At 51.1% G+C, this 17,360-nt stretch carries 17 protein-coding genes; 6 read left to right on the top strand and 11 right to left on the bottom strand.

Annotated elements, in window-relative coordinates:
* The first annotated feature begins 116 nt into the window (after nt 1-116).
* Together purM and purN are read left to right on the top strand one after the other, a co-directional pair.
* Nucleotides 117-1,184 carry a phosphoribosylformylglycinamidine cyclo-ligase gene (gene purM / locus REH51_RS17330; RefSeq protein ID WP_498936445.1) on the top strand — a complete coding sequence of 356 codons (1,068 nt, stop codon included), beginning with the start codon at nt 117-119 and terminating at the stop codon, nt 1,182-1,184.
* Nucleotides 1,181-1,939, top strand: coding sequence for a phosphoribosylglycinamide formyltransferase (gene purN / locus REH51_RS17325; RefSeq protein WP_009723442.1), 759 nt, complete (start codon nt 1,181-1,183; stop codon nt 1,937-1,939). Before purM ends, purN begins: the two co-directional genes overlap by 4 nt.
* A 75-nt stretch (nt 1,940-2,014) precedes the next feature.
* Here purN and dcd read toward each other — a convergent pair whose 3' ends face one another.
* The 4 genes from dcd to cobA all read right to left on the bottom strand — a co-directional run bounded on the left by dcd (nt 2,015) and on the right by cobA (nt 5,658).
* Entirely contained in the window at nt 2,015-2,581 is a 567-nt protein-coding gene (dcd, locus tag REH51_RS17320) for a dCTP deaminase (RefSeq protein WP_009723443.1), read from the bottom strand.
* Between the two features lie 11 nt (nt 2,582-2,592).
* Entirely contained in the window at nt 2,593-3,393 is an 801-nt protein-coding gene (gene apbC, locus REH51_RS17315; RefSeq protein WP_009723444.1) for an iron-sulfur cluster carrier protein ApbC, read from the bottom strand.
* Nucleotides 3,394-3,545: 152 nt separating this feature from the next.
* Nucleotides 3,546-4,721 (bottom strand): coiled-coil domain-containing protein, encoded by a 1,176-nt coding sequence (locus REH51_RS17310; protein ID WP_498936443.1) that lies wholly within the window; start codon nt 4,719-4,721, stop codon nt 3,546-3,548.
* A 139-nt stretch (nt 4,722-4,860) separates the two neighbouring features.
* Entirely contained in the window at nt 4,861-5,658 is a 798-nt protein-coding gene (gene cobA, locus REH51_RS17305) for a uroporphyrinogen-III C-methyltransferase (protein WP_009723446.1), read from the bottom strand.
* Between the two features lie 315 nt (nt 5,659-5,973).
* Here cobA and REH51_RS17300 point away from each other — a divergent pair, with 315 nt between their 5' ends.
* From REH51_RS17300 to REH51_RS17285, 4 genes are all read left to right on the top strand, one after another.
* On the top strand, nt 5,974-6,873 hold the full coding sequence (locus tag REH51_RS17300; protein ID WP_039869111.1) for a GGDEF domain-containing protein: 900 nt from the start codon (nt 5,974-5,976) through the stop codon (nt 6,871-6,873).
* 28 nt (nt 6,874-6,901) lie between these two features.
* Nucleotides 6,902-7,240: a 4a-hydroxytetrahydrobiopterin dehydratase gene (locus REH51_RS17295; RefSeq protein ID WP_009723448.1), complete on the top strand. Its 339-nt coding sequence runs from the start codon at nt 6,902-6,904 to the stop codon at nt 7,238-7,240.
* Nucleotides 7,241-8,431, top strand: coding sequence for an amino acid aminotransferase (locus tag REH51_RS17290; RefSeq protein ID WP_498936441.1), 1,191 nt, complete (start codon nt 7,241-7,243; stop codon nt 8,429-8,431).
* A gap of 360 nt (nt 8,432-8,791) precedes the next feature.
* On the top strand, nt 8,792-10,168 hold the full coding sequence (locus REH51_RS17285; RefSeq protein WP_498936439.1) for an NCS2 family permease: 1,377 nt from the start codon (nt 8,792-8,794) through the stop codon (nt 10,166-10,168).
* Between the two features lie 6 nt (nt 10,169-10,174).
* On the opposite strand, the gene REH51_RS17280 is transcribed toward REH51_RS17285, so the two are convergent.
* From REH51_RS17280 to REH51_RS17250, 7 genes are all read right to left on the bottom strand, one after another.
* On the bottom strand, nt 10,175-11,509 hold the full coding sequence (locus tag REH51_RS17280; RefSeq protein WP_234668061.1) for an MATE family efflux transporter: 1,335 nt from the start codon (nt 11,507-11,509) through the stop codon (nt 10,175-10,177).
* 167 nt (nt 11,510-11,676) lie between these two features.
* Complete coding sequence (locus REH51_RS17275) at nt 11,677-12,261, bottom strand: YceI family protein (RefSeq protein ID WP_009723452.1); 585 nt, start codon at nt 12,259-12,261, stop codon at nt 11,677-11,679.
* Nucleotides 12,262-12,331: 70 nt separating this feature from the next.
* A complete protein-coding gene (locus REH51_RS17270; protein ID WP_009723453.1) occupies nt 12,332-12,886 on the bottom strand; it encodes a cytochrome b in 555 nt (184 codons plus the stop codon).
* 248 nt (nt 12,887-13,134) lie between these two features.
* Nucleotides 13,135-14,334: an O-succinylhomoserine sulfhydrylase gene (locus REH51_RS17265; protein WP_009723454.1), complete on the bottom strand. Its 1,200-nt coding sequence runs from the start codon at nt 14,332-14,334 to the stop codon at nt 13,135-13,137.
* A gap of 61 nt (nt 14,335-14,395) precedes the next feature.
* Nucleotides 14,396-15,919 (bottom strand): amidophosphoribosyltransferase, encoded by a 1,524-nt coding sequence (gene purF, locus REH51_RS17260; protein WP_009723455.1) that lies wholly within the window; start codon nt 15,917-15,919, stop codon nt 14,396-14,398.
* A gap of 171 nt (nt 15,920-16,090) precedes the next feature.
* On the bottom strand, nt 16,091-16,681 hold the full coding sequence (locus tag REH51_RS17255) for a CvpA family protein (protein WP_009723456.1): 591 nt from the start codon (nt 16,679-16,681) through the stop codon (nt 16,091-16,093).
* 3 nt (nt 16,682-16,684) lie between these two features.
* Nucleotides 16,685-17,347, bottom strand: coding sequence for an SPOR domain-containing protein (locus tag REH51_RS17250; RefSeq protein ID WP_009723457.1), 663 nt, complete (start codon nt 17,345-17,347; stop codon nt 16,685-16,687).
* Nucleotides 17,348-17,360: the final 13 nt, after the last annotated feature.

The raw sequence follows: 17,360 nt of genomic DNA, 5'->3' as shown, positions 1-17,360 counted from the left end.
CGCCGCACATCGATGCGACTTACGTCTCTGGGTGTTACAATCCGTTCCGTTATTGCCCCAGCACTGGCCAATTCGCCAGCACTACCCGTACTGCTATAGGCTTCACAGGATCTGTCATGACCGATACCTCCACTTCTCAGGCCACTCCTTCACTCAGCTACAAAGACGCAGGTGTCGATATTGATGCCGGCAACGCGCTGGTTGACCGCATCAAACACGTTGCCAAACGCACGACACGCCCTGAAGTACTAGGTGGCCTTGGCGGGGTTGGCGCACTGTGCGAGATTCCCGCTGGTTATAAACAGCCAGTCCTGGTTTCCGGCACGGATGGTGTCGGCACTAAGCTGCGGCTTGCCATGAACCTTGGTAAGCATGACACCATTGGCATTGATCTTGTCGCTATGTGTGTCAACGATTTAATCGTTGCAGGTGCTGAACCGCTGCTATTCCTTGACTACTATGCCACGGGTAAGCTGGATGTGGATATCGCTGCAGATGTTGTAACCGGCATTGGTGCTGGTTGCGAACAGGCTGGTTGCGCACTAGTAGGCGGCGAAACCGCCGAAATGCCCGGCATGTATGAAGGTAGTGACTACGACTTGGCAGGCTTCTGCGTTGGCATTGTTGAAAAGGCCGACATTTTAGATGGTAGCAAGGTAGCTGAAGGCGATGTACTGCTTGGACTCGCTTCTTCCGGCCCGCACTCCAATGGCTACTCGCTGATTCGCAAAATCCTAGAAGTTAGCAACACATCACTCAACGATACCGTGGATGGCCAGCCTCTTGGCGACGCGTTGATGGCACCAACGCGTATCTATGTGAAGTCACTGCTGTCGATGATGCGCGGCACTGATATTCCTGTTCACGCGCTTTCTCATATTACGGGTGGCGGTTTACTGGAAAACATTCCCCGTGTTCTTCCCGACACCCTCGCAGCCCACGTTGATCTTTCTACTTGGCAGCGCCCAGAAGTATTTAACTGGTTACAAGCCCAAGGCAATGTCAGCGAAACTGAAATGCACCGTGTACTGAACTGCGGCATCGGCATGGTCGTCGTGGTGCCTCAGGCCCACGCTGAAAACGCCATGGCGCACCTGCAAGCTCAAGGCGAGACCGTTTATCAAATTGGTCAGATTATTCAGCGCCAGGAGGAAGCCGTCGTTTTGGAGAACCTTCGCGCATGAGCAGCACTGACTTCAATAGCGGCACGTTCAACGACACCATAAACGACGTGGCGCCAGAACCAACAGCGGCGCGGCGTATTGTGGTGTTGATTTCTGGCAGTGGCAGTAATTTACAGGCGCTGATTGACGCCCAAAGCCATGACCGACTTGGCGGGGAAATCGTCGCTGTTATATCCAATGAGCCCGATGCCTATGGTTTGAAGCGCGCCTTAGAAGCAGATATTGAAGCCGTTGCGTTACCGCATCGCGAATATGACAGCCGCGATGCTTACGACGGAGCGCTGATCAAAGTCATCGAACGTCATGAGCCTGATTTAATTGTTTTAGCAGGCTTCATGCGCATTTTGACGCCCCGTTTTGTGCAGCGTTTTTTAGGCAGAATGCTCAACATTCACCCCTCATTGCTACCGGCTTATCAAGGGTTAAATACCCATGCTCGGGCGTTAGCAGATGGTGTCAAACAGCATGGCTGTAGCGTGCATTTCGTCACTGAAGAGCTAGATGGTGGCCCCGTTGTACTGCAAGCGGAGTTGAACGTCACCAGTGAAGATACTGTTGATACGCTTAAGGAAAAGGTGCACGCTCGTGAACACCTCATCTTTCCAATTGCCGTTCAGTGGTTTTTGCAAGGCCGCCTGCAATATAGCGCTGAAAGTGCCACCATGGATGGTCACCCCCTGCCGCCTCATGGCATGCGGCTCTCCCACACAGATGCTGCAGAAGAGTTAGATGAAGAACTAGACGAAAACACTTAAACGTCACTGGTCTGACCATAAAAAACGCCTTACGCGCTAATAGCGGTAAGGCGTTTTTCATTTAACCTGCAAATATTAAGTACGAGGCAGCGTAACCCCTCGTTGCCCCATATATTTGCCACCGCGATCTTTATAAGACGTTTCACACACCTCATCAGACTCCAGGAACAGCATCTGAGCTACCCCTTCATGGGCGTAAATCTTGGCTGGCAGATTGGTAGTATTTGAAAACTCAAGGGTCACATGCCCTTCCCACTCTGGCTCAAGGGGCGTTACATTGACAATAATGCCGCAGCGCGCGTAGGTGGATTTTCCAAGGCAAATCGTCAGCACACTACGCGGAATACGAAAGTACTCAACCGTACGTGCTAATGCGAAGGAATTCGGCGGGATAATACACACATCGCCCTTAATATCGACGAAGCTTTTGTCATCAAACGCTTTGGGGTCGACAATAGCGGAATGTATGTTAGTAAACACTTTAAATTCATCGGCACAGCGAACGTCGTAACCGTAGCTCGACGTGCCGTAAGAGATCACGCGCTGGTCATTCACATAGCGCACCTGCTCAGCTTCAAACGGTTCAATCATGGCATCGCTTTGTGCCATGCGACGAATCCACTTATCAGATTTAATACTCATTTGTTACGTCATCACTCGCTAAAAGAAATAGTAGGACCGCCGCTATGGCTGGCATTGACTGATTGCGCCACTTGTTTGGCAATATCTGCAAACGTGCGGCTCACTGAGCTATCGGGTTCAGAAATTACGCTGGGACGGCCAGAGTCGGCTAACTCACGAATAGATAGCGTTAATGGTAGCCGGCCAAGGACTGTCGTATCGTACTCTTCTGCGATTCGATCACCGCCACCGGTACCAAAAATAGCAGCCTCATGGCCGCAGTTTTCACAATGATAAAGGCTCATGTTCTCTACTACACCAAGCACTGGCACATTGACCTTGCGGAACATCTCTATGCCTTTACGGGCATCCAACAGCGCAATATCCTGAGGCGTAGTTACAATTACGGCCCCTGAAACAGGCACTTTTTGCGCTAGCGTCAACTGAATATCGCCGGTGCCTGGCGGCATATCAATCAGCAGAAAATCAAGATTATCCCACTGGGTTTGCGTCAGCATTTGCTGAAACGCGCCAACCACCATAGGTCCACGCCATACCATCGCCTCACGGGTGTTAACCATAAAGGCCATCGACATCGCTTGAAGGCCATGCGCCTCTAGCGGCAGGAACTTATTGTCATCTGTTGCCTGAGGACGTACACCCTCTTTAACACCCAACATTTGCGCTTGGCTAGGGCCGTAAATATCGGCATCCAGTACGCCGACACGATAGCCCTGAGCAGAAAGCGCTAGTGCCAAGTTCACAGTAACGGTCGATTTGCCGACCCCACCTTTCCCCGATGCCACTGCTACTATATGTTTTACACCGTCCATCAATGGCACTCCTATCTTTTGCGACCAATCTTTCCGTAGTTTGAATGATACTCCTAGGTGGCCTATTTCTAAACCAACATACAAAAAGCGGATGCAGGTGCTACCTACATCCGCTTCATTGCGCTATTAATCAGCGCACTGAGGTGTATCGATTAGTTACTGTTTTGCTGCTCTTGGTCTGATGAGCTGTCTGCTTCGGCTTTCTCAGAGCTATTTGTATTAGAGCTGTCCGAATCAGAACCATTCGAATCAGAGCTATCTGAATTAGAAGCTGCATTGTTACCCTGCTCGCCAGCCAGAGAAGGCACTTCGTCATTCGCCGCATCGTTTACGTGCAAGCGGCTTTCCAACGAAGAAAGCTCATCGCGCCACTCACTAAGCTGAGTTTCCAGACGTGCAAGCTGCTCCTCGCGGGATTCAATATCACTTTCAATATTAGCGACTTCTTCACGACCAATATCCAGCGCGACCATAAGATCATCCATCTCGGTGCGCACTTGGTCGAGGCTCTGCTGCTCTTCTTCACGCAGCTCAGTTAACGAATCAACCTCGCTTTGCAATTCATCCCGCTCACTGGTGAGCGAATCACGCTCGCTTCGTAAATTATCCAGTTCACTTTGAACGGCTGAAATTTCTTCCTCGATACCGGTCAGTTGTTCGTTAGCCTCACTCATCTGTGTCTCTAGACTAGACAACTCTTCTTGAGCGGCACTAAGCTCTTCAACGGCTTCCTGGCGCTCCTGTTCAGCTTGCTGACGAGCTGACTCAGCTTCTTGGCGAGCTGCTTCGGCACTTTGGCGGGCTTCTTCAACTTGCTGGCGAGCAGACTCAGCTTCGTCACGTGCGCTTATGACTTGGTCACGCTCTTCTTTTAGCGCCTGCATGTCAGTTTCAGCGCTTTCTACCTGTTCATTTAACGTATCAATTTCCTGCTGAAGCGTATCACGCTCAGCCTCTAACTCTTCAAGACGCGATTGCACCGCACTTGTATCACGCTGAGCGGACTCAAGTTCGCTTTGCGCCTGGGTTTGCTGCTCTTCCAGCGATGCCATTTCCTCACGCATTGCACTCAAGTCGGTCTCAGCTTGCTCTACTTCTGCAATCCGCTGGCTGAGCTGGCTATTATCTTGCTCAACGCTGGCTAGCTGGCCTTCTAACATCTCGACGCGCTCTTGCCGAGTACCTGAGTTAGACTGCGCCATAATTGCCCAGATAACAGCGATGGCGGCAATACCGGCGATTCCTTTGACACGGTTGTCCTTAAAAAGCGTTTTCATGTCCGGCTTACTCGCCGACGCTTGAGTATCCGAGTGGTTTGCTTCTGACATACTGCGTCCCTCTCTTCTTTTTTAGGCTACCGATATCAGCAGCGTTGATAGGTATTTAACACCTGACATTCTTTTACTAGCATACACATCTAGCAACATCTAGCCAGTGATCAACGTATATGACCAACGATCCATACTATTACCCGCTGGTACCCGCTTCTTGATTAGTGTGGTGTTTGCCTTCCTCAAAGCCTACCGCACCCGCAGCGGTGACCTCAAACCAAGAAAGCGTGGCGTGTAACGACACAACACTACCAATAATCAATAACGTAGGGGGCGTAACCTCACCCTGCTGAAATGCTTCAGGCAGCTGTTGCAAAGAACCAATATGCGTACGCTGGTGCTGTGTTGTGCCCTGCTCAATCAGCGCCAAAGGCGTACTAGGTGAAAGCCCATTTTCAATCAACGCCTGACAGATGGCCTCTAAGTTACTCAGCCCCATGTAAAATACCAAGGTTTGGCCAGGCCGTGCTAACGCTTGCCAGTCAAGCGAGCACTCTCCATGTTGCAAGTGGCCCGTTACAAAGCGAACCGACTGCGCATGGTCTCGATGTGTCAGTGGAATGCCTGCATAGGCTGCACAGCCAGAGGCCGCTGTAATGCCCGGAACAACCTCTACCACCACGTTTTCAGCCACTAGCGTCTCAAGCTCTTCCCCACCCCGACCAAAGATGAAAGGATCTCCACCCTTGAGGCGTACAACGCGCTTACCTTGCTTTGCCCACGTCACCAGTGTTTGGTTGATTTCATTTTGAGGGACACTGTGTGAAGACTTTGCTTTACCAACGTAAAACCGCGCAGCCTGGGGCCCAATCAGGGCTAACACTTCATCGCTAACGAGACGATCGTAAAGCACGACCTCTGCTGTCAAAAGCCGCTTGTAAGCTTTTAACGTCAGTAGCTCTGGGTCTCCTGGGCCAGCGCCCACCAAACTCACCAAACCACCCCTCGCTTTTAGAGCGCTAGCCGAATGGTCTGTCTGTACAGTGGCTCCCTTTACTGCATTCAAAGAAACACCTCGGCAATAAAAAAAGAATTAAATATACCGAAAAGTAATAGGTTTTCCTGTTTCGCGCCAACATTTCTATGGCATGCACTTTAAAGCTGCCTTTAATTCTTTTTTCATATATTAATAGTTCAATTAATTTTAAAAAAAGATGAAATTGTCAGCAATGGCTTACATATTAGTTACCTTTTTAGGGCTAATCTTCACGATTAACTTTTATTTGGCATATGATTTGGAGCTTCACGCATGCCCGTGAATGACACAGTCCCAGTACCACACAGTACTGACAGCCTAATATCCCAAATACCTGGGGTTATTTTTCAATTTTATCGATCACATTGTGGCCGTATGCACTTTCCCTACCTTGAAGGAGGGGGCGAGGCGCTAGGACACATCGACCGGCAACAATTAGCTCATGATGCTGGCCAACTAATTGAATATTTAACCGGTCACGATCACCCCAAAATAATGTCTTCCATTGAGCGGTCTGCCCGCTGGATGCTACCGCTCACCACCCGTTTTCGACTCCCCTTCCCTAAAGGAAAACCACACTGGATTGCGGTTAGCGCTAACCCCTCTCCAACATCCGATGGTGTGCGCTGGGACGGCATCATGATGGATATTACTGACCAAGTCGCTGAAGAGCAGCGGCTAAGAAAGCTCTGTGACACCGATCCTTTAACGGGGTTACCCAACCGGCGCAAACTTATGGTGCACTTAACGCACCTAGCCTCACTGAGCACGCGGCACGGGACGCCTCTATCTATCATGATGGTAGATATCGACCATTTTAAACAACTCAATGATCGCTGGGGGCACTTACAAGGCGATAGCGTACTCGAACAGCTTGCCATACAAACTCAGCAACTCCTGCGATGCGAAGATATGGTGGCAAGGCTTGGCGGCGAAGAGTTTATGGTCGTGTTGCCGCTCACACCGCTGCAACAATGCCATAAACTCGCTGACCGCCTGCGACATGCCATCGCAAACTACGACTTTGGAATTGGGGCAGGCCAAGTAACGGTGAGCATTGGTGTAGCGGAGTATCGGTGCGGTGAGCCTTTAGCCAACTTAATAGAGCGCGCTGATCAAGCTTTATACAGTGCCAAAGAGGTTGGTCGTGACTGTGTATGCCTTCTACCCTGATAAGAGCAATATTAAAAGGAGACAACACATGACAACCCTTGCTCAAACCACCTGTGAACCCTGCAGTAGCAATGCCATACCGCTCACTTATAGCGCATGCCAACCCCATCTAGAAGCGCTTTCAGAGTGGCAGATTGTTGACCACGATGGCATCATGAAGCTGACGAGACAGTTTACGTTTCGCAACTTTGCTGATGCCCTGGCATTTACCCAGCGCGTCGGCGACATAGCAGAGCAGGCTGGGCACCACCCTGTCATTGTTACTGAGTGGGGTAAAACCACCGTCACGTGGTGGTCCCATGCAATAAAGGGCCTGCATCTTAATGATTTCATTCTTGCCGCCAGAACCGACGAGGTAGCCGAATAAATGTTTGAGCAAATTGAGCGAGTCCCAGGAGATGCCATTCTCGGGCTGATCGAAGCTTTCAAAAAAGACACCAATCCCCAGAAAGTCGATTTAGGGGTTGGCGTGTACCGAGATGCACAAGGCAATACGCCAGTTATGCGTGCTGTCAAGGAAGCAGAAGCTCGCCTGCTCAAGAATGAAACCACCAAGACCTATATTGGCTCTCATGGTGCCCCTGCTTACGGTGATGCTGTGCTGCCTATGGTATTAGGTGCAGATTCTGCCGTGTTGAAAGCCAATCGCGCGAGCGCTACCCAGTCTCCCGGTGGAACAGGTGCACTGCGCTTAGCCGCTGACTTTATTGCTCACCAGCTTCCTGGAAAAGGAATTTGGGTCAGCGATCCTACTTGGCCAAACCATCACGGCATTTTTACCGCTGCGGGCATAGAACTTCACAAATACCCTTATGTTGACGCCAACAACCGCCTTGATTTCGATGGCATGTTAGCGGCGCTGAAAAAGATTCCGGAAGGCGACGTTGTAGTACTTCATGCCTGTTGCCACAATCCGACCGGCTTTGATCTGTCTAAAGATCAGTGGCAAGAAGTGATGGCGGTACTGAGCGAGCGCAAGCTGCTGCCACTGGTTGACTTCGCTTACCAGGGCTTCGGGGAAGGCCTGGATGAAGATGCATACGGTGTTCGACTGCTGGCCGAAAACCTTGATGAAGTCATCATTACGAGTTCTTGCTCGAAGAACTTTGGCATTTACTGCGAACGCACTGGCTGCTTGATTCTGATTGCAAAAGACGCCGAGCAGATGGAAAACGTTCGCTCTCAAGCGGCCATCGTTGCCCGTGAGAACTATTCTAATCCGCCCGCCCACGGCGGTGCGATTGTTAGTGAAATTCTCCACGACGCTGAACTATCTGCTATTTGGCGTGAAGAGTTAACTGAAATGCGTGATCGCATCAACACGCTGCGTCGTGACTTCGTTGAGGCCCTCAAGCCGTACGGCCTTGACCAAAAGTATGCATGTGTTGCTGAACAGCGCGGCATGTTCTCATACACCGGCTTAACACCGGAACAAGTAGATCGCCTGCGTGATGAGTTCGGTATTTACATGGTGCGCTCTGGCCGTGCCAACGTTGCAGGGTTTTCCCACGAGAATCTGCCTTACCTCGCTAAGGCCATCCCTGCCGTTAACGAATAACACTTATCCGTTGATAACTTGTTGATCTCAACGACTGAAACGCCCAGGCAAATTGCCTGGGCGTTTTTGTTGGTGGATTGATATTAAGCAACTGAACAGACAAGCAATTGTTATGTACAATTGTGCGCTTGCCGCCAGAGCCTGGGGCGCCCGTGCGGCGTCCACTACAACGCGATGCTTGACCGATTAGTCAAATTTTCGGCACACTCAGCATAGCCTTGCATACAACACACCATAACCAAGAGGCCTAACAGGGCGGCTGCCGGCACTCACTATCCATGGTACAAAAAAGAAGATACCGACGCGTTCTTCGCGCTGTTTCAAAACAATATTGCCAACTTTGTCATTATCGCAATCACCATGCTTGGCATGGGGTTCCCCACCTCCATTGTTTATGGCCAGGTGCTGCCTGGTGCCGCGGTAGCTGTCATGGCAGGCAATTTTTATTACGCATGGAGTGCTGCAAGACTCGCACGAAAAGAAAACCGCAGTGATGTCACTGCGCTCTCCTACGGCATTTCTACCCCGGTTATGTTTGTATTTCTATTCGGCGTATTGCTTCCCGCCAAGCAATTAACCGGTGACGCAGAATTAGCCTGGAAAGTTGCCGTGGCCGCCTGCTTTATTAGTGGCGCAATAGAAGCCTTGATTAGCATTATTGGCCGCTGGGTGCAGTATCACCTCCCACGGGCCGCCATGTTGGGTGCTGTTGCTGGCGTCGCACTCACCTTTATTGCCGGTGAGATGCTATTTAAAACCTTGGAAATGCCTATCATTGGACTTCTGGTGCTCGGTATTATCATTGTTGGTCTTGTGGCACGTGTCAGCATGCCGTTTAAGCTACCGACATCGCTGTTTGCCATTGTGGTCGGTACTGCGATGGCTTATTTGATTGGTGATGCGGGCAGCGAACGCTTCAGCGATGCTTTTACGCATTTAGGGTTCTACCCACTGCTACCTAACTTAGCGTGGTATGAAGGGCTCGGCTTACTATTTACCGGCATGTTGGCCGTACTTACCGTCGTGCTCCCCATCACTCTCTATAACGCTATTGAAACCATGAATAACGTTGAAGCGATGGAGGCGGCTGGCGATAAATACGATGTGCGTGAGTGCCAGGCAGTTGATGGGGCAGGCACGATGATCGGCGCACTGTTTGGCGGCGTATTTCCAACAACTGTCTATATCGCAACGGTGGGCGCGAAGTGGATGGGCGCAGGACGAGGCTACAGCATTTTAAACGGTGCGGTTTATGCCTTAGCCACCATGTTTGGCCTGATCGCTGCCTTAGCGGCCATTATTCCGGTATCAGTAGTGGCCCCTATCTTGGTATTTGTGGGCATGTCGATGATTGCCACCGCATTTCAAGCGAACGACACCCGCTACTATCCGGCTATTGCGCTGGCGATGCTGCCCTACTTTGCCAACTATGTGATGACGCGCTTCAACCGGGGCGCAGGTGACGTCGTCAGCGATATTTCCAGTGCCATTGTTGTCATGGGGCAAGGCGCGATGTTTATGGCCATCTTCCTAGGGGCAATGACAGTGTCAGTGATCGACCATCAGTTCCGACGGGCAGCCGCGTTTGCCGCTATTGCGGCAGGCTTCTCATTCGTAGGACTGATGCACGCCCCCAAACTAGCCTTTAATGCGGCGCCTGAATTTGTCATGGGTTACTTGGGCATGGCGCTGCTGTTTATGTATTTCTCATTTCAGGAAGCCCCAAAGAAACCTTAAACTACATTACTGGCTGAATCCCGCCTGCCGATGTGGGCGGGATAAAATGCGTCTGAGTACCATCCAAGCAACAACCCCTGCCAACACATTACCCACTGCTGCGCCAACGGCTAAGCCTGTCCACCCAAACAACTGTGCTCCCACCCATAAACAAGGTAGGTAGCAAATAAACAGCCGCGCGCTCGAAAGCAGCATCGCCCTAAGGGGCCAGCCAAGCGCGTTACCTGCGGATACCACCAGCATGCAAACACCCAGCGCAGCATAACTTGGCAACAAAAAGCGAATCAGAAGCGCGAGTTCACTCTGCACCTCCTGATTTCCGGCTAGCACCATAGCCACCCAGGGTGAAGCCAGTGCCAATAACACCCCTAGGCTGAGCTGCCATATCAACGCGACATTCACTGCCAAGCGCATCAGTTGCTGAATCTGTCCCCAGTCGCCCGCCCCATAGCAACGCCCAAGCCACGGTGGCAGCGACATCGTCATCGCCAATATCACCATCAGCGAAACCGTTTCAAGCCGGCTAGCAAGCCCCCATGCTGCTACTTGGGTATCCCCCAAGCCAGCAACAGCCGCAATCGCCAGCATCGCTGCCAGAGGCGGCATCAGTTGGCTAACCATAGCGGGAGCGGCGATACTGGTAAAAGCCCGCCACGAGTGTCCAGCTTCTTGCCATATCGCGGTGGTCGTCGTCCATTGTCGACGCTTTAGTTTAATACTGCTGAATAAAAGCCCGACAGAAAAAGCGATGGCGGTCGCCCAAGCCGCGCCCGGCAACCCCCACCCTTGCCAAGAGCCGATGCCAAAAATAAACAGCGGATCCAACCCCAGGTTGATAAGGCTGCTGAGTACCATCATCTTACCTGGAAGACGTGTATCGCCGTGGGCACGAAACACGCTGTAAATAAAATAGAGCAGCGCACCTAACCAAGCCGAAAAGAGCTGTGGCCCCCAGTAAGCGCGAATATAGACCAGCGCATTATCATCGGCGCCTAACAGCCTAAATATTGGCACTTGAAGAAACCAAAGCGCTACTACCAGCATGCCAATGACAAGCCCACCAGCAATTAGCACAAGGCTGCTTAAGCGCTGCGCTCTAACGTCTTCTCCAGCCCCTAAGGCGCGGGAGATAAGCGCCGCAATCGCGATCCCCATTCCTACCTGAATACCAATAATCAGAAATGACAAAGGGAAGGTGAACGACTGGGCGGCCAAGGGCGCGGTTCCCAAACGGGCAATAAAAGCACTGTCCACAAGCTGAAAACCCAATAGCGCCAGCACACCAATGGCCATCGGCCATGTTTGACGCCATAAGGTTATCGCCAGCTCGCGCTGTTGCATAACGACTGCTGCCAAAGAAAACTCCTCAAAACAGGGTGAGTAACGATGCATATAGTGTAGTTAAGGACACTTTCTAGCCTGCTAGATGAGCGTTGTTTATAGTGGCACCCAACGCAAAAGCGCCATCACCCATGCAAGGGTGATGGCGCTTTCTTGCTTGCACTAGCTTACTGACGAATGCCTTCAAACGTCACGTAAAGCTCCAGTTCGTGCATCGATTCTGGGAAATCGCTCATATCAATACCAAAATCACCCAGCGTTAGCATGGTGCTACCTTCAAAGCCTGCACGGTAATTACCCCAGGGGTCATCGCCTTCGCCCATCAAGGTGACAGGCATTTCAATTTCCTGTGTCTCACCGTGAAGCGTTAATTCACCGGTTACCACGCCTTCATTGTCACCTGTCGATTCAAAACCTGTTGAAGTGAAGGTTGCGGTAGGATATTCGCTGGCATCAAGGAAGTCGCTGCTTAAGAAGTGGCGATCACGCTCTGCGTGGTTAGTGTTTAGGCTGCTCACCTGCACTTCCATTTCTACAGAAGAAGCTTCTAAATCCTCTGGGTCATAAGAAAACTGACCGTCAAATTCTTCGAAAGTACCTAGAATATAAGAAAAGCCGAGGTGGCTAATTTTAAATTGAACAAAGGCATGCTGGCCTTCGGTATCAATTTGATATTCTGCTGCTTGCGCTTGGCCGAACGTCGCTAGCGAAGCGGCGGCTATTGCAGTCGCAAAAGCGGTTTTCTTTAACATCGTGGAAATCTCCTTTCTTTCCTAATAAACACTACGAGCAAAATACCCACGCAGTGGACAAAAAATTCCATTATCGCTTGCGGCTATGAGCAGGATTCACCATCCGCACGAATGTTGAATGGCGATCCCACCAATGGTGCTTCATAGCGGCTAGAGCGTGCCCTGCAGCCAATGCGATGAGTGCCAGGGCGCTATACCAGTGAACATCGCCCGCTAGACTGGCTTGATTAGGAAGCCCGTGAAGCAACGCAGGCACTTCGAACCAACCAAAGACACTAACTCCGCGCCCGTTGGCTGTAGAAATCAAGTAACCACTGACAAGAACCAACAACAACAAGGCATACAGCATTGTATGGCCAGCATGGGCGGCTAAACGTTCAAAGCGACTTCCTTCCGCATGGGGTGTCGGCTGAATTAGTCGCCACACCAAGCGAGCAAAGGTAGCGATTAACAACAAGATACCAATAGAACGATGTACCCACGGTGCTTGGTTATACCAAGTATCGTAGTAGCCAAGATCTGTCATCCACCAGCCTAGCGCAAACAATCCCACAATCGTTAGTGCGCTTAGCCAGTGAAGAACAATACTAATGACTCCCCAACCACTCTGCGTGTTCCGCCACATCCTTGATTTCCTCGTTCACAACAGCGCTAAGTCATACCCGCTGTAAGCACATTCTTATATAAAGCATACCGTCTTAATCATCAAAACACCGCTGAAAAAAGCAGAACACACCATTCGTAAAAAACGTTTGTTAAAAACCATCCTTCAAAGCCATTCTTAAAAACCCGTACTTAAGAAAATCGTCAGCCAAGCAAGTAATAAAAAAACCGGCCACGAATGGCCGGCTTATCAAACGCTATCTGAATCGCTCAGCTAGCCGCCAAAACATCCAACCCAGAGGCAAGATCGCGCTGAATGTCAGCTTGGCTTTCCAGCCCCACCGCCACGCGAATTAACCCAGGCGTTATACCCGCAGCTTCTTTTTGCGCATCAGAAAGACGTCCATGCGTTGTGGTGGCCGGATGGGTAATTGTGGTTTTAACATCCCCTAAGTTACCCGTAATAGACAGCATCTTGGTGGCATCAATCACCTGCCAAGCGCCCTCTTGGCCACCTTTTACTTCGAAGCCTAGCACGGCACCAAACCCTTGCTGCTGTTGCTTGGCAAGCACATGCTGAGGGTGCGCTTCCAGGCCGCTGTAGTACACTTTGTTAACGGCCGGGTGCTGGTCTAGCCAGCGCGCCAAGGTCAGCGCATTTTCGCAATGCGCTTTCATACGCAACGATAAAGTTTCAAGGCCTTTGGTAAAAATCCACGCATTAAAGGGGCTAAGGCAAGGTCCACAGGTGCGTACAACACCAAACACTTCTTCCAACACGTCGTGTTTACCAACGACCGCTCCACCAACAGCACGTCCCTGCCCATCCAGATACTTCGTCGCGGAATGGATAACTAAATCGGCGCCAAGTGCAATTGGCCGCTGAAGAGCCGGGGTTAAGAAGCAGTTATCAATCGCTAAAAGTGCACCACTACGCTTAGCAAGTTCGGCTAATGCTGGGATATCCGCGACTTCAGATAATGGATTAGAAGGTGTTTCCGCAAACAACAGCTTGGTATTTGGGCCGATGGCCTCTTCCCAGGCAGAAACATTTGACAGCTCCACATAGCGAGTCGTGATACCAAATTTGCCCAGGTATTTGTCAAACAAGCTCACGGTAGAACCAAACAACGAGCGTGATGCAACGATTTCATCACCGGCACTTAGCAGCGCCAATGCCGTCGATAAAATGGCCGACATCCCCGAGCTCGTCGCCACACACCGTTCGCCACCCTCAAGCGCCGCCAAACGGCGCTCGAACGTATGAACCGTGGGATTAGTAAAGCGTGAATAGACGTTGCCTGGCTCTTGTCCCCCAAACTTGCGTGCGGCCTCAGCCGCACTTTCGTAAACAAAGCTTGAGGTGGGAAAAATGGGCTCGGCGTGCTCTTGCTCAAACGTACGGTGATGGCCCGCGCGAATGGCAAGGGTCTCTAGCGACCACTCATCCTGGTGACTATCATCATGCATGGCTGAGCACCTTGTACAAAACGTCAATATAAATCGTAATACGAACTATTAATGCGTGGCGTTAGTCGTCGAGATCATCATCATCTTGATTATGCATATCCACCAGCGCATGGTCGCCCGCACTTTGATCTTTGGCCGCGTCATTACGGCTCGCTTCAAGCACCGCCAAGTAGGCATCATCAATATCGCCAGTGACGTAGTTGCCGTCGAAGACAGAACAGTCAAACTCTTCCATCTCAGGGTTAACCTCACGGCAAGCCGCCTTCAAATCGTCCAGGTCTTGATAGAAAATTCGATCCGCACCAATTAGCTGACCAACTTCTTCCTCTGTGCGGCCATGCGCAATCAGCTCTTTTGCCGCAGGCATATCAATGCCATAAACGTTGGGGTAACGAACAGGCGGCGCTGCAGAAGCAAAATACACTTTACGGGCACCCGCATCGCGAGCCATCTGAATAATCTGCTTACAGGTGGTTCCGCGCACAATGGAATCATCTACCAACAGTACATTCTTGCCTTTAAATTCAACGTCAATAGCGTTCAGTTTTTGGCGCACCGATTTTTTACGTTGCGTCTGGCCCGGCATAATAAACGTACGGCCAATATAGCGGTTCTTCATAAACCCTTCGCGATAGGTCACACCCAAGTGCTGAGCCATCTCAAGGGCAGAGGTGCGTGACGTGTCAGGAATCGGAATGACAACGTCAATATCGTGATCTGGCCACTCGTTTAGAATGCGGTCGCCAAGCTTGCGCCCCATCTGCATACGCGTGCCATACACGTAGGCACCATCGAGAATAGAATCAGGGCGCGCCAGGTAGACATGCTCAAAAATACATGAGCGCAGCACAGGCCGATCAGCACACACCTGGGTGTGAATCTGTCCCTGCATGTCAACGAAAATCGCTTCACCTGGTGAAAGATCACGCTCCAGCTCAAAGCCACCGACATCTAGCGCGACGGATTCTGAAGCAATCATGACATCCTGCCCCTCGTCACCTTGACGAGTACCAAAAACCACTGGACGAATACCATGGGGGTCCCGAAATGCCACCATACCAAAACCGTTGATGATCGCGACCGCCGCGTAGCCGCCTTTGCAGCGCCGGTGCACTCTACGAACAGCATCAAAAATATCTTCGGCTTCTAAGTGTAGGCCCTGCTTGCCCAGCTCATGAGCAAATACGTTTAGCAGCACTTCAGAGTCAGAACTGGTATTGATGTGGCGAAGGTCGGTCGAGAAAAGCTCCTGCTTTAACTGCTCGGAGTTAGTCAAGTTACCGTTATGGGCCAGCGCAATACCGTAGGGCGAGTTGACATAAAACGGCTGAGACTCAGCTTCGCTGGAGGAACCTGCGGTTGGATAACGTACGTGGCCAATGCCAAGATTGCCTTTCAGGCGAGCCATGTGGCGGGTATGAAACACATCTCGAACCAGCCCGTTACTCTTGCGCAGTAGGAAGCGTCCCTCGCTCCAAGTCATCATGCCGGCAGCGTCCTGGCCCCGATGCTGAAGTACGGTCAGAGCATCGTAGATTCCCTGATTTACCGCCTGCTTGGCCAGAAGGCCCACTATACCGCACATTCAAGTTACCTCGCTTTAGTGCCATGGTTTACCGTAGCAAACCCGTACGTTCATCAAACGAATGTGAGCCACTGTCTATTTTTCGCTCGCAAGAGCAGGCATTAGTAGACAGTAGCTGACTGTATAACTAACTAAACATCACGCAGCGTTGAACCAACCTAAGTAGCACACTCATTGGCTAGCATTTTCAGATGTTGGCGTAAAAGGCTGTGGAACTAGCTCTTCCTGAGTTCGGAAATCCGGTAACGATATGTCGCGAAGCGAGTCAGGTGCTTGCGGTAGCTCACGCTCCCACTGATCTAACTGGCTTACCGCCCAATCGCGCAGCTCAATAAACGTCGGCCGTAGCTCAGCTTCTTGCCAAGCCTGTAGCTCAGCTAAGGGTGTTAGTGTAATAAGGACGGTTGCCACCAATAAAATGACGGCGCCACGGGCAAGCCCAAAGGCTGCACCAGCGAAGCGATTAAGCAACCCCATACCAACCCACTCTACGGCCGCGTGAACGAGGCGGATAACAATCCCGCAAAGTAAAATGACCGCAAAAATCACTAAAATAAATGCCAACACCAAACGAGCATCGAAACTGTCGATGAACCCGCTCATTAGATCCGCCACCGGCTCTGCCAGAACGCGCGCTACCATCAGCGCGACTACCCACGCAGCCAAGCCAAGAGCTTCCCTGACAAATCCGCGCATAAAGCCTGCCAGCATGGAAAGTGCCAGCACCGCCAGGAAAAGCGCGTCTATCCAAGTAAGCGCCATAGATTAATCTCTTACCCGCACTAACAAGCCCTGCACATTAGCACGCTGCTTAATAATCGCCATTGCAGACTCACCGTCTTCAGACGTCGCATACGGACCAACATAAACAGAGGTAAGGTTATTATCGCGCTCGCGGAGATAGGTGTTGAAGCCTGCCTGAGTAAGCTGATCACTTAAACGCTGCGCGTTACCCGCTTCACCAAAGCTTCCCACTTGAACTGCCCATTCACCCTGGGAAGAAGACGTTGGACCAGCTGAATTCGATGACTCATTAGAGGAGCTGGTAGAGGAGCTTGTAGACGCGCTATTACGGTTATTTGCAGCCATTAATTCAGCGATGGGGTCGTTTGCGTCAGCGCTCTGAGTGTTCGAGCTACTGGCTTGATCTGTTTGTGGCTGCCTTGGATTGGCATCAATTGGCACGCTATTAGCTAAGCCATCTCCAGAACGATCCTCGCTGGAAGATGAGGACGTGTTGATAGATGACGGCATTTCCGGGATCGGAACGTCCTGCCGCGTTGCATCGACGGGCTGTTCAATAACAAACGTAGGTTGAGGGCGCTCTTCTCGTGGAGCAGGATCACTCATCAACCACGGCACGAAAATCGCCAACAGCGCGAGTAAAATGACAATACCACTGATGCGTTCCGTTTTACCGTATTTCATATCCCTCTCCATC

It is taken from the genome of Halomonas bluephagenesis (genome assembly GCF_054790765.1).
This window is presented reverse-complemented; position numbering and strand designations above follow the sequence as displayed.